The organism is Pseudomonas sp. RA_35y_Pfl2_P32 (assembly GCF_963970735.1).
Taxonomy (GTDB): Bacteria; Pseudomonadota; Gammaproteobacteria; order Pseudomonadales; family Pseudomonadaceae; genus Aquipseudomonas.
Genome location: NZ_CAXAQF010000008.1, coordinates 55977 through 68631 on the forward strand (window position 1 = coordinate 55977; position 12655 = coordinate 68631).

Genomic DNA, 12655 nt, shown 5'->3' on the forward strand with positions numbered 1-12655 from the left:
CAGCCGATAGAAATTTGGCGCCAGAAATCAATAATCAGCTTAAAAGTCTGGCGCACGAGGCTGTAGACTGGCCCCGCCCCTGAGACTTTCCCACGTTCGTTGACTGCGAGCCGGTTTGAGCTGACATGACCCGCACCCATGAAATCCGCCCCGACCTGGACGAGGGAATCGATCGCAAGGTTCTCAGTCAGTTGCGCGCGCGCTTCCTCAGACTCAATGACGGCCGCCTGGCCCGGGCCATGGAAGGGTTGTCACCGCGCCAGCAAGTGGTTCTCAAGCTGTTGCCGCTGTTTTTCCATGTCAATCACCCCCTCTTGCCGGGCTACGTCTCGGGCAGCACCCCTGCCGGCGTGGCGAACTTCGAACCTGACACCGGCACCCTCGCAGAAGCGCAACGCCTGGCCCGTTCGTTTTCCTACAAGGCCCGTCGCGGCAACCCGCCACAGCCGATTCAGGGCCTGTTCCTGATGGGCAGCCTGGGCACCCTGGCCCAGGCCGATCAGAGCGACATGGACCTGTGGGTCTGCCACGCCCCGGAACTGAGTGCGGACGAACTCCTCGAACTGGGAAAAAAATGTCAGTTGCTCGAAGCCTGGGCCGCCAGTCAGGGCGCCGAGGTCCACTGTTTCCTGATCGAGCCGCAGCGGTTTGTCCGCGGCGAACGCGATAGCCAGCTCAGTTCCGAGGACTGCGGCACCACCCAACACTACTTGCTGCTGGACGAGTTCTATCGCACCGCGATCTGGCTCGCCGGGCGCACGCCGATCTGGTGGCTGGTGCCGGTGTATGAAGAAGCCGGCTACGAGCTGTATACCCACACCCTGCTGTCCAAGCGTTTTGTGCGCGCCGACGAGACCCTCGACCTCGGCCACCTGGCCCACATTCCGCCCGGCGAATTCATCGGTGCCGGGCTCTGGCAATTGTTCAAAGGCATCGAGTCACCCTACAAGTCGGTGCTCAAACTGCTGCTGATCGAGGTCTATGCCAGTGAGCATCCGCAGGTCGAATGCCTGAGCCTGCGCTTCAAGCAGGCGGTGTTCGCCAACCGCCTGGAGTTGGACGAGCTCGACCCCTACATCATGGTGTACCGCCGCATCGAGCAGTACCTGAGCGCCCGGGGCGAGACGGAGCGCCTGGAGTTGGTGCGCCGCGCCTTGTACCTCAAGGTCAACCGCAAGCTCAGCGGTGCCACCCCTCAACGCAACACCCGCTGGCAGAGTCAGCTCCTGCTGCGACTGGCCCAGGAGTGGCACTGGGACCATCGACAGCTGGCGCTGCTCGACAGCCGCAGCCAGTGGAAGGTCCGTCAGGTCAGCGCCGAGCGCCGGGCCCTGGTCAACGAGCTCAACTACAGCTATCGCTTCCTCAGCCAGTTTGCCCGCACCGAACGCAGCGTCAGCCTGATCAACAAACGCGACCTCAATGTACTCGGCCGCCGGCTCTATGCGGCCTTTGAGCGCAAGGCCGACAAGGTCGAGTTCATCAACCCCGGCATTGCCCCGGACCTGGCCGAAGACACCCTGACGCTGGTGCAGTCCGCCAACAAAAAAGCCCCCGGCCAGACCCATTGGGGCCTGTACAACGGCAGCCTGGGCAACCTCGAGTGGGAACACTTCGCGCCGCTCAAACGCAGCGGCCAGCTCCTGGAATTGCTGACCTGGTGCCACCGCAACGGCGTGATCGACAGCAGCACACGCCTGGCACTGCACCCAGGCAGCAGCGACCTGAGTGAGTTCGAGCTGTTCAATCTGCTGGGCAGCCTGCAGCAGACCATCGCCCTGCCGCTGGCCAGCGTCGAGGAAGAGCAACTGCTGCGTGCCAGCGAGCCGGCCGAGGTGCTGATCCTGGTGAACGTGGGCATCGACCCGCTCAAGCATCACCGCGACCTGAACATCCTGATGACCACCGAGCGCACCGACTCGCTGAGTTATGCCGGGGTCCGCGAAAACCTGGTACTGACCCTCGACCAGGTCACGCTCAACAGTTGGAATGAAGTGCTGGTCAATCGTCATGACGGGGCTCATGCCTTGCTCGACTGCCTGCGCGACTACCTTAACCACCTGCCCCAAGGCCCCCGACAACCGCACCTGCGGGTCCAGTGCTTCTGCCACAACCGCGCGCAATTCATTGCCCGGCGGGTCGAGGAGATCTTCGACACCGCGCAGCACCTGTTGCTGAGCGACCTCAACCAGCGCTACCTGATTCAGGTCCAGCAGCACTACCACGTACTGGAGCTGGTGCCCGGCCGGGTCCGGCATGTGGCCCTGGGCAGCCTGCCCGCGCTGCTCGATTACCTCGGCCAGGAACAGACCGCCTACAGCCCGCTGCACCTGGACCCGATGGCCCTGGAAGAGCTCGACCTGGCGCTGATCCTGCCCATGGGGCAACCCGGCTGCCTTCAAGTGTTCTACCGCGTCGGCGACAGCGGGGCCGAGCTGTATGTGCTGGATGAGTTCAACGCCCTGTGGCACCAGCGCCAGCCCTATCACGATGACAACAGCCTGCTGGTGCCCCTGCAGCGTTTCGTGCAGTCGATCCTGTTTCGCCGCGATGCCATGCTGCCCATGGACGCCACGCAGCCGCTGCCGCAACTGGACACCCACTACTACCAGTTGCTGCCCTCGGGCACCGGGCGAGCCCGCCGGGTCGAGCCGCAGCCAGCACCGCAGATCCCCGCTGACAGGCCGTTCTACGACGTGCAGGCGATTATCGGCAAAACTGCGCCGGGGAAGGTGCAGGTCACCCTGTATTGCAATCAACGGGAGTACAGCGAACTGGAATACGGCGATCAGCTGTTTGCCGTGGTGGCGCGGGAGATCGTCGGGCAGCGCCGGGAGTTGCAGCCCTATCGCTGCTACATCACCGACCTGGATCTGTCAGGGCTGCCGGGTGAGAGCACCGGCTCGAGCAATCTGTACCTGCGCTACAAGGCAGACCTGGAGCGCGCTTTGAACAAGGCGCTCGAACAGGTTTGAAGCCTTCTCAGAGGGAGAATTCGCCGCCATTGGCTGGCTGGTTCTCGACTTCGAGCAGGGTCAGCTTCAGGGTCTTGCCACCCGGTGCCGGCCAGTCGATGTGCTGGCCAACCTTCAGGCCCAGCAAGGCGCTGCCGACCGGTGCAAGAATGGAGATCTTGCCTTCGTCGGCATTCGCGTCCTTGGGATAGACCAGGGTCAGGTGATAGTCCTTGCCGCTGCTTTCTTCACGGCAATGAACACGCGAGTTCATGGTTACGACATCGGCAGGCACCTCATCGTGACCGACCAGAGTATCGGCGCGATCCAGTTCGGTTTGCAGCGCGATCACGCCTGGCAGCGTGTCATCCAGGCTGTCGATCAGGCGCTCCAGACGTTGTACGTCCAGACGGGTAAGAGTGATGGAAGGTACGGTCATGATTCAGGCAGACTCCTTTCTTCTGCACGAAAAAAGCAAAACCCCGCCATAAAACAGGCGGGGTTTTCACGCGCCTCGATGGGTTGAGGCGTAACCGGACACTATCACAGCTCAAAAAATATACAAGCCGGTCGCGGCAGGTGGCACTTACGGAGCAACGCCGGTGCGGCGACTCTGCGCCTGGGCGCAAATCACCCGGCGTCGCGCATCGTCCGCCGAACGCCATTCGCGAATGTCTTCGACATGACGAAAACAACCCTTGCAGACTTTCTCCTCGTCCAGCCGGCAGACATTGGTGCAGGGCGATGGCACGGCCGGGCTGACATTGCTGTACAGCGGCTTGGGCGCACGAACGGGGGCAGGTTCGGCCACGCTGTCAGAGACCTTCGAAGTCGAGCTCGGCATCGGCTTGCTGCTTGACGATGCGCTCAAGCATTTCACCGAGCTGCTCTTCGCTCTTGTCACACATCCAACGCTCGCTTTCTTCGTCGTAGTCGAAGTGGAAACCGCCGGACACCGCTGCCAACCACAGCTGACGCAGTGGCTCCTGGCGGCTGAAGATCAACTGGCTGCCGCCTTCGAACTTGACGGTCAGCACCCCGGCCGAACTTTCCAGATCAACATCCAGGCCGCTGTCATCGAAAATATCTTCCAGTGTCTGCTGGGTGGCATCGACCAGGTCGTGGAAACGGGCTTCAGTCAAACTCATTGCGGCAACCTCAAAAAGTGTCTACTTACGCTCAAGCGCCGCAAGATACGGACGCGCTCCGGCGATTGCAAAGGATACCGACCAAGCACCGGGCATGGCGGACCAATTACCACCCGCCACTGACCGCCCGATCGCAGGCGGCGGGCAAAGGCCCGCCGGACGGGTGGCCCGTCGCATAGGCAAGCTGCCGGGTGGCCGGTATACTCCGGCGCAATTAACGCATTCTCAAGGATTTCGCCATGAAGCGCCTGATCTCTTCCCTTGCTGCGCTCACTTCGCTCGTCGCTTTTACCTGCCTATTATCGGCCTGCGGTCAAAAAGGCCCGCTGTACCTGCCCGATGACAGCAAGCCTGCAGATGAACAGGCGAAATCGTCGCAGTCCAAAGCGCACGAACACAGCAACAGCACCTACTAAGGGAACATCATGGACGCTTTTAACTACCGTGACGGTGAGCTGTTCGCGGAAGGTGTTGCCTTGTCCGCCATCGCCGAGCGCTTTGGCACCCCCACCTATGTCTACTCCCGTGCGCACATCGAAGCCCAGTACCTGGCGTATGCCGATGCCCTGGCGGGTACTCCGCACCTGGTCTGCTTCGCGGTCAAGGCCAACTCCAACCTGGGCGTACTGAATGTCCTGGCGCGCCTGGGCGCCGGTTTTGACATCGTCTCCCGTGGCGAGCTGGAGCGAGTCCTGGCCGCTGGCGGCGCACCCGACAAGATCGTGTTCTCCGGTGTCGGCAAGACCCGTGACGACATGCGCCGCGCCCTGGAAGTCGGCGTGCACTGCTTCAACGTCGAGTCCACCGACGAGCTGGAGCGCCTGCAAGTGGTGGCCGCGGAGCTGGGTGTGCGTGCACCGATCTCGCTGCGCGTGAACCCGGACGTCGATGCCGGCACCCACCCGTACATTTCCACCGGCCTCAAAGAAAACAAGTTCGGCATCGCCATCGCTGACGCCGAAGACGTCTATGTGCGCGCCGCCCAACTGCCGAACCTGGAAGTGGTCGGCGTCGATTGCCACATCGGTTCGCAACTGACCACCCTGCCCCCATTCATTGATGCCCTCGACCGCCTGCTGGCGCTGATCGACCGCCTCAGCGATTGCGGGATCTACCTGCGCCACATCGACTTGGGCGGCGGCCTGGGTGTGCGTTATCGCGATGAAGAGCCACCGCTGGCGGCCGACTACATCAAGGCCGTGCGCGAGCGCATCGACGGTCGCGACCTGGCGCTGGTGTTCGAGCCGGGCCGTTTCATCGTCGCCAACGCCGGCGTGCTGCTGACCCAGGTCGAGTACCTCAAACACACCGAACACAAGGATTTCGCCATCGTCGACGCGGCCATGAACGACCTGATCCGCCCGGCGCTGTACCAGGCCTGGATGGACGTCACGGCCGTGCGCCCACGCGACAACGCGACCCGTGCCTACGACATCGTCGGCCCGATCTGCGAAACCGGTGACTTTCTGGCCAAGGATCGTCAACTGGCGCTGGAAGAAGGCGACTTGCTGGCCGTGCATTCGGCCGGTGCCTACGGGTTTGTCATGAGTTCCAACTACAACACTCGCGGCCGTTGTGCCGAAGTGCTGGTGGACGGTGATCAGGCATTCGAAGTGCGTCGCCGCGAGACGGTAGCCGAGTTGTTTGCTGGCGAAAGCCTGCTGCCGGAGTAACCCCATGCTGCTGCGTTTTACCAAGATGCACGGCCTGGGCAACGACTTCATGGTCCTCGACCTGGTCAGCCAGCACGCGCACATTCTGCCCAAGCACGCCAAACAATGGGGCGACCGGCACACCGGTGTCGGCTTCGACCAGTTGTTGATCGTCGAAGCGCCGAGCAACCCGGAGGTGGATTTCCGTTACCGGATCTTCAACTCCGACGGTTCCGAAGTGGAGCAATGCGGCAATGGCGCGCGTTGCTTCGCCCGTTTTGTGCTGGACAAGCGCCTGACGGCCAAACGCCAGATTCGCGTCGAGACCAAGAGCGGCATTATCGAACTCGATATTCGCAATGACGGTCAGATCAGCGTCAACATGGGTGCACCGCGCCTGGTGCCCGCGGATATCCCGTTCCAGGCCGATGCGCAAGCCAACAGCTACCCGGTGGAGGTCGACGGCCAGACCGTCGAGCTGGCCGCCGTGTCCATGGGTAACCCCCATGCCGTGCTGCGGGTGAACGACATCAACAACGCACCGGTGCATGCACTGGGGCCGAAGATCGAACATCACCCGCGCTTTCCGGCACGGGTCAACGTCGGTTTCCTCCAGGTCATCGACCGCAATCGTGCACAGTTGCGCGTCTGGGAACGAGGCGCCGGGGAAACCCAGGCCTGCGGTACCGGCGCCTGCGCCGCTGCAGTGGCCGCGATCAGCCAGGGGTGGATGGATTCGCCGCTATTGATCGACCTGCCGGGCGGGCGCTTGTCCATTGAATGGGCAGGCCCTGGCCAACCGGTGATGATGACCGGCCCGGCAGTGCGCGTATACGAAGGACAAGTGCGTCTTTGAGTGAGCCAAATCCATGACTGATCAGCCCAAGGTTCCAGCCCCGCAGCCCGACGAATGCCCTTCCGAGAGCCTGGAGGCGGCGGCGATTGCCGCGTACCTTGAGGCTCATCCGGATTTTTTCGTCGAGCACGAAGACCTGCTCCCGGCCCTGCGCATACCGCACCAACGCGGCGATACCATCTCGCTGGTCGAGCGGCAGATGAAAATCCTGCGCGAACGCAATATCGAGATGCGCCACCGTCTTTCGCAGTTGATGGATGTCGCCCGCGACAACGATCGGCTGTTCGACAAGACCCGCCGCCTGATCCTCGCCCTGATGGACGCCAACAGCCTGGATGACCTGGTCATCAGTGTCGAAGACAGCCTGCGCCAGGATTTCCAGGTGCCCTTTGTCAGCCTGATCCTGTTCAGCGACGAGCCCTTGCCGGTCGGCCGCTGGGTCAGCGACGCCGAAGCGCACAAGGCCATTGGCGGGCTGCTGTCCGAAGGCAAGAGTGTCAGCGGCACCCTGCGCGAGCATGAGTTGGACTTCCTGTTTGGTGAAGAACAACGCCTGCAGATCGGCTCCACGGCGGTGGTCGCCATCAGTCACCAGGGCCTGCATGGCGTGCTGGCCATCGCCAGCCGCGATCCGCAGCACTACAAAAGCTCGGTAGGTACCCTGTTCCTCAGCTACATCGCCGAAGTCATGGGCCGTGTGTTGCCACGGGTCAACACCACCCTGCGCTCGGTGCGCTGACCATGGAACGGCAACTGGACGCCTACTGCGAGCACTTGCGCAGTGAGCGGCAGGTGTCGCCCCACACGCTTGAAGCCTACCGCCGGGACCTGAACAAGGTCCTGGCGCACTGCGAGAAACTGCACATCGGCAGCTGGAGTGCGCTGGACATCCAGCGCCTGCGCGGCCTGGTCGCGCGCCTGCATGCCCAGGGCCAGTCCTCGCGCAGCCTGGCGCGCCTGCTGTCGGCCGTGCGCGGGCTCTATCACTACCTGAACCGCGAGGGTCTGTGCGACCACGACCCGGCCAACGGCCTGGCCCCGCCCAAAGGCGAGCGGCGCCTGCCCAAGACCCTCGACACCGACCGCACACTGCAACTGCTCGAAGGGGCCGTCGAGGATGACTTCCTGGCCCGTCGCGACCAGGCGATTCTCGAGCTGTTCTACTCCAGCGGCCTGCGCCTGTCAGAGCTCACGGGCCTGAACCTCGACCAGCTCGACCTCGCGGACGGCCTGGTGCAAGTGCTCGGCAAGGGCAGCAAGACCCGGGTACTGCCCATCGGCAGGAAAGCCCGCGAGGCCCTGGAATGCTGGCTACCCTTGCGCGCCCTGGCCAATCCGCCGGACGATGCGCTATTCGTCAGCCAAAAAGGCCGGCGCCTCGGTTCACGCGCCGTGCAACTTCGGGTCAAGGCCGCAGGCGAGCGGGAGCTGGGGCAGAACCTGCACCCGCACATGCTCAGGCACTCCTTCGCCAGCCACGTGCTGGAGTCTTCCCAGGACTTGCGCGCCGTGCAGGAATTGCTTGGCCACTCGGACATCAAGACCACGCAGATCTACACCCACCTGGACTTCCAGCACCTGGCCACGGTCTACGACAGCGCCCACCCTCGGGCCAAACGCATCAAGGGCGATGAGCAATGACAATCCAACTGATCACCTTCGACCTCGACGACACCCTGTGGGACACCGCCCCGGTGATCGTCAGCGCGGAAGCCGTACTGCGCCAGTGGCTGGTCGAACACACACCGGTCCTGGGCGCTTTGCCGGTCGAGCATTTGTGGGCCATTCGTGAGCGGGTACTGAGCCTGGAGCCCCAGCTCAAACATCGCATCAGCGCCTTGCGCCGCCGGGTGTTGCTGCACGCCCTGGAAGAAGCCGGCTACGCCCACCCACAGGCAAGCGAACTGGCCGAGCAGGCCTTCGAAGTCTTCCTGCACGCACGGCACCAGCTCGAGATATTCCCCGAGGTGCAACCGACGCTGGAGATCCTGCGCAACCGCTATGCCCTGGGCGTGGTCACCAACGGCAATGCCGACGTGCGCCGCCTGGGGCTGGCCGACTACTTCAAGTTTGCCCTGTGCGCCGAAGACATCGGCATCGCCAAGCCCGATACCCGCCTGTTCCACGAAGCCCTGCAACGCGGCGCAACCACTGCCGCCCGCGCGGTGCATGTTGGCGATCATCCCGGCGATGACATTGCCGGGGCCCAGCAGGCGGGATTGCGCGCGATCTGGTTCAACCCGACGGGCAAGGCGTGGGAAGCAGACAAGGCACCGGATGCCGAGATTCGTTGCCTGACAGAATTGCCGGAGTTGCTGGCATGTTGGTCGGACCTGCGCTAAACCCGAGCGTGTGGCATTGAAGGCGGGCTCGCGGGCTCGGCAACTGCCACGGGGGGATACTTGCGAAGCCATGAAAAAGCCCGCAGCGACGGCGGGCTTTTTCAGCAAACACAGTGCAGGCCCTTAGATAGGCCGGCTGCCGTACTTGTTATCAGGCTTCTTTGGTGGATCGGCCACCACGTTGGCCTCGACTTCCTGAACCTTGCCGCCTTTGGCCAGGAACTCTTCCATCGCGCGGGCCAGAGCATCACGCTCCTTGTTCTTGGCTTCGACGCTCGGCAGCTCGTCTACCGACACCGCAGCCTTGGCCTTGCCTTTGGCGGTAGGGGCCGGCGTATCGTCGCCACCATCGTCGTCAGCAACGTCTTCCGCTGCTGCTTCAAGGCCTTCTTCAGCCTCGTCTTCGTCGCCTACTTCGAGGTCGTCGTTTTCCAGATCATCGTCGCTCATGTTCTACCTCATGACTTGCGAAAAGCAGATTAGTTATAGCCCAGCTTCGTCGTCTGTCGACGACCGCCAGAAAAAATTCAACATCCACTGGTAACCAGCGGGTTATGCCCCTTCACCGTGCACGGTGGCGAGGACTTTACGAGCACCGCCATGATCCCGGTGCTCGCCCAGATAAACACCTTGCCAGCTACCTAACGCCAATCGGCCCGCCGTGATCGGCAAACTCAATTGACAGCCTAGCAAACTGGCCTTGAAGTGCGCCGGGAGGTCGTCCAGGCCTTCGTCGTTATGCTCATAGCCGGCTGCACCTTGTGGGATCAGCCGATTGAAAAACCGTTCGAAGTCGCGACGTACCGCCGGATCGGCGTTCTCGTTGAGGCTCAACGACGCCGAGGTATGCTGTAGGCACAAATGCAACAGACCGACCCGGCATGCCTTGATTTCAGGCAGGCCGGCGAGTAACTCGTCCGTCACCAGATGAAAGCCCCGGGGCTTGGCCCGCAGGGTTATCAGAGTCTGTTGCCACATACAGTTCTCCGCACGTTCGGGGCGCATTCTAGCGCGCTCTGGGAAAAAACAAAGACCCTAATATTCGCGCCATGCTGTAAGCCATCGCCCCTGGAAAAACCGCCATGGCAAACCTCGGCAAAGCTGCCTGAAAAATCCTTTCAGCGTGGGCCTGAGTGACAAATCCAGGATAAAAAAATGCCCGGCAAGCCGGGCAAGTTTTTTTCTGCGCCTGCTTACAGGTTGTAGCCGCGCTCGTTGTGTTGTGCCAGGTCCAGGCCCACCGCCTCTTCCTCTTCGGTCACACGCAGACCCATGACGGCATCCAGCACCTTGAGGATGATGTAGGTGATGATCGCGGTGTAGATCACCGTGAAGCCTACGCCTTTGCACTGAATCCAGACTTGTGCAGCGATGTCGGTCACGGTGCCGAAGCCACCCAGCGATGGTGCTGCAAACACGCCGGTGAGGATCGCGCCGAGGATGCCGCCAATGCCGTGCACGCCGAAGGCGTCGAGGGAGTCGTCGTAGCCCATTTTGCGTTTCAGGGTCGTGGCACAGAAGAAGCACACCACACCGGCCGACAGGCCGATCACCAGGGCGCCCATCGGGCCCACGGTGCCCGCAGCTGGAGTAATGGCCACCAGGCCGGCAACCACACCCGAGGCGATGCCCAGGGCACTAGGTTTGCCATGGGTCAGCCACTCGGCCAGCATCCAGCCCAGGGCAGCGGCAGCAGTTGCGATCTGGGTCACCAGCATCGCCATGCCGGCAGTTCCGTTGGCCGCCGCGGCGGAGCCGGCGTTGAAGCCAAACCAGCCAACCCACAGCATGGCCGCGCCCATCAGGGTGTAACCCAGATTGTGCGGAGCCATCGGGGTGGTCGGGAAGCCCTTGCGCTTGCCCAACACCAGGCAGGCCACCAGACCGGCAATACCGGCGTTGATGTGCACCACGGTGCCGCCAGCGAAGTCCAGGACGCCCCAGTCCCACATCAGGCCGCCGTTACCGGCCCAGACCATGTGCGCGATCGGTGCGTACACCAGGGTGAACCACACCGCCATGAAGATCAGCATCGCGGAGAACTTCATCCGCTCGGCGAAGGCACCGACGATCAGCGCCGGGGTGATGATGGCGAAGGTCATCTGGAAGGTGATGAACACCGCTTCAGGGAACAGTGCCGCAGGCCCTGTCACGCTCGCCGGGGTGACACCGGCGAGGAACGCCTTGCCCATGCCGCCGAAGAACGAGTTGAAGTTGACGACGCCCTGCTCCATGCCGGTGGTGTCGAACGCAATACTGTAGCCATAAATGACCCACAGGATGCTGATCAGACCGGTAATGGCGAAGCACTGCATCATCACGGAAAGAATGTTTTTGGAGCGCACCATGCCGCCGTAGAACAGCGCAAGGCCGGGAATGGTCATGAACAGCACCAAGGCTGTCGAGGTCAGCATCCAGGCAGTATCGCCGGAGTTGAGGACTGGAGCCGCCACTTCGTCTGCCGCCATGGCCAGGCTGGGCATTACGAGGGACAACAGGGCTCCTAGCCCTGCGAATTTACGCAGAGTCATATTGTTTTCTCCTGGGGCGTTGGGGTTGTGGCGGCTTAGATTGCGTCGGTATCGGTTTCGCCGGTACGGATGCGAATAGCCTGTTCCAGATTGACCACGAAGATCTTGCCGTCACCAATCTTGCCGGTGTTGGCCGCCTTGGTTATCGCCTCGATAACCCGGTCCAGATCCTTGTCGTCAATGGCGACATCGATCTTCACCTTGGGCAGGAAATCGACCACGTACTCCGCGCCGCGATACAGCTCGGTGTGACCCTTCTGCCGACCGAAGCCTTTGACCTCAGTGACCGTAATGCCCTGCACGCCGATCTCGGACAATGCCTCGCGGACGTCATCCAGTTTGAACGGCTTGATGATGGCAGTGACTAGCTTCATGAAAACTCTCTCCCGAATTAGTGGACTTGCCCCAGGAAAACAAACCCGACTCAAGTCTAAGCGCAGTGCCTGGCTTTGTAACGCATCGTCGGCCGTACCTGCCCAACTGACGCCAGTTAACCGCTGCCGACGAAACTCCCCGCTTCGCCTGCCGCACTGCATTCGTCACAGCGACTGCATCAGTGCATGGGTCACAGAGGTCTTAGCAGAAAGCTTGCCATCTCCAGAAAAACCACTGATTTCAATCCCTTGCCCTTGGGACCAAGCGATTGCGCGAAGCTGCGCGCAGAGATACGCACAATAACGGTGCGTCGGCCGACGGACGGATGCGCGAAAAGCGTGCGTCGAACCGGCACAAATGCCCCTGGACGCTGCGTGATACACTGCCCGCCATCAGATTTAAGGACTTCTCCCATGCTCGCGCCCAAAGACCTCCTCGACGCCCTGAGCGGGCACGCCTCCCGCCTGTTCAGCGGTGACACCCCGCTGCCCAAAAGCGAAATCGAAAGCCAGTTCAAGGCCCTGCTGCAAAGCGGCTTCAGCAAGCTGGACCTGGTCAGCCGGGAAGAATTCGACAGCCAGATGGTGGTCCTGGCCCGCACCCGGGCACGCCTGGAAAGCCTTGAAGCGAAAGTTGCGGAGCTGGAAGCCAGGCTCAATCCACCTGCCGAGTAATACCCTGCTCCAGGGTGGGAGCGACCCTGCTCGCGATGGACGTCAACGATAATGCGTCAAGCCTGACTCAACATGTCGTCCTTGAGTTCTTCGCGAGCAAGCTCGCTCCTACACAAAACCCCG

General features: G+C 62.2%; 15 protein-coding genes. 8 read left to right on the forward strand and 7 right to left on the reverse strand.

Going from position 1 to position 12655, the window contains the following annotated elements; genetic code table 11:
• The first annotated feature begins 125 nt into the window (after nt 1–125).
• Nucleotides 126–2975 (forward strand): class I adenylate cyclase, encoded by a 2850-nt coding sequence (locus AACY45_RS09860; protein ID WP_339545290.1) that lies wholly within the window; start codon nt 126–128, stop codon nt 2973–2975.
• A 7-nt stretch (nt 2976–2982) separates the two neighbouring features.
• Here AACY45_RS09860 and rnk read toward each other — a convergent pair whose 3' ends face one another.
• From rnk to cyaY, 3 genes are all read right to left on the reverse strand, one after another.
• Nucleotides 2983–3393, reverse strand: coding sequence for a nucleoside diphosphate kinase regulator (gene rnk / locus AACY45_RS09865; RefSeq protein WP_339545291.1), 411 nt, complete (start codon nt 3391–3393; stop codon nt 2983–2985).
• 147 nt (nt 3394–3540) lie between these two features.
• On the reverse strand, nt 3541–3765 hold the full coding sequence (locus AACY45_RS09870; protein WP_339545292.1) for a DUF1289 domain-containing protein: 225 nt from the start codon (nt 3763–3765) through the stop codon (nt 3541–3543).
• 4 nt (nt 3766–3769) lie between these two features.
• Nucleotides 3770–4102, reverse strand: coding sequence for an iron donor protein CyaY (cyaY, locus tag AACY45_RS09875; RefSeq protein WP_166589254.1), 333 nt, complete (start codon nt 4100–4102; stop codon nt 3770–3772).
• A 239-nt stretch (nt 4103–4341) separates the two neighbouring features.
• Between cyaY and lptM the strand changes: the two genes are divergently transcribed.
• From lptM to AACY45_RS09905, 6 genes are read left to right on the forward strand one after another with little or no spacing between them, the layout of a single operon-like run.
• Nucleotides 4342–4518 carry an LPS translocon maturation chaperone LptM gene (gene lptM, locus AACY45_RS09880; RefSeq protein WP_339545293.1) on the forward strand — a complete coding sequence of 59 codons (177 nt, stop codon included), beginning with the start codon at nt 4342–4344 and terminating at the stop codon, nt 4516–4518.
• A 9-nt stretch (nt 4519–4527) separates the two neighbouring features.
• A complete protein-coding gene (gene lysA, locus AACY45_RS09885) occupies nt 4528–5775 on the forward strand; it encodes a diaminopimelate decarboxylase (RefSeq protein WP_339545294.1) in 1248 nt (415 codons plus the stop codon).
• Between the two features lie 4 nt (nt 5776–5779).
• The gene (dapF, locus tag AACY45_RS09890) at nt 5780–6610 is read left to right on the forward strand and encodes a diaminopimelate epimerase (protein WP_095164817.1); all 831 of its coding nucleotides are present in this window, start codon (nt 5780–5782) and stop codon (nt 6608–6610) included.
• Between the two features lie 13 nt (nt 6611–6623).
• Nucleotides 6624–7349, forward strand: coding sequence for a DUF484 family protein (locus AACY45_RS09895; protein WP_166589257.1), 726 nt, complete (start codon nt 6624–6626; stop codon nt 7347–7349).
• 2 nt (nt 7350–7351) lie between these two features.
• On the forward strand, nt 7352–8251 hold the full coding sequence (xerC, locus tag AACY45_RS09900; RefSeq protein ID WP_095164821.1) for a tyrosine recombinase XerC: 900 nt from the start codon (nt 7352–7354) through the stop codon (nt 8249–8251).
• A complete protein-coding gene (locus AACY45_RS09905; RefSeq protein WP_339545295.1) occupies nt 8248–8952 on the forward strand; it encodes an HAD family hydrolase in 705 nt (234 codons plus the stop codon). Before xerC ends, AACY45_RS09905 begins: the two co-directional genes overlap by 4 nt.
• 123 nt (nt 8953–9075) lie before the next feature.
• Here AACY45_RS09905 and sutA read toward each other — a convergent pair whose 3' ends face one another.
• The 4 genes from sutA to glnK all read right to left on the reverse strand — a co-directional run bounded on the left by sutA (nt 9076) and on the right by glnK (nt 11857).
• Entirely contained in the window at nt 9076–9402 is a 327-nt protein-coding gene (sutA, locus tag AACY45_RS09910; RefSeq protein WP_095164825.1) for a transcriptional regulator SutA, read from the reverse strand.
• A 102-nt stretch (nt 9403–9504) separates the two neighbouring features.
• Nucleotides 9505–9930, reverse strand: a complete 426-nt coding sequence (locus AACY45_RS09915; RefSeq protein WP_339545296.1) for a secondary thiamine-phosphate synthase enzyme YjbQ — start codon at nt 9928–9930, stop codon at nt 9505–9507.
• 215 nt (nt 9931–10145) lie between these two features.
• Entirely contained in the window at nt 10146–11483 is a 1338-nt protein-coding gene (locus AACY45_RS09920; protein WP_339545297.1) for an ammonium transporter, read from the reverse strand.
• Nucleotides 11484–11518: 35 nt separating this feature from the next.
• Nucleotides 11519–11857: a P-II family nitrogen regulator gene (glnK, locus tag AACY45_RS09925; RefSeq protein ID WP_095164831.1), complete on the reverse strand. Its 339-nt coding sequence runs from the start codon at nt 11855–11857 to the stop codon at nt 11519–11521.
• Between the two features lie 414 nt (nt 11858–12271).
• On the opposite strand from glnK, the gene AACY45_RS09930 reads away from it, so the two are divergent.
• Complete coding sequence (locus tag AACY45_RS09930) at nt 12272–12532, forward strand: accessory factor UbiK family protein (protein ID WP_095164833.1); 261 nt, start codon at nt 12272–12274, stop codon at nt 12530–12532.
• Nucleotides 12533–12655 lie beyond the last annotated feature (123 nt).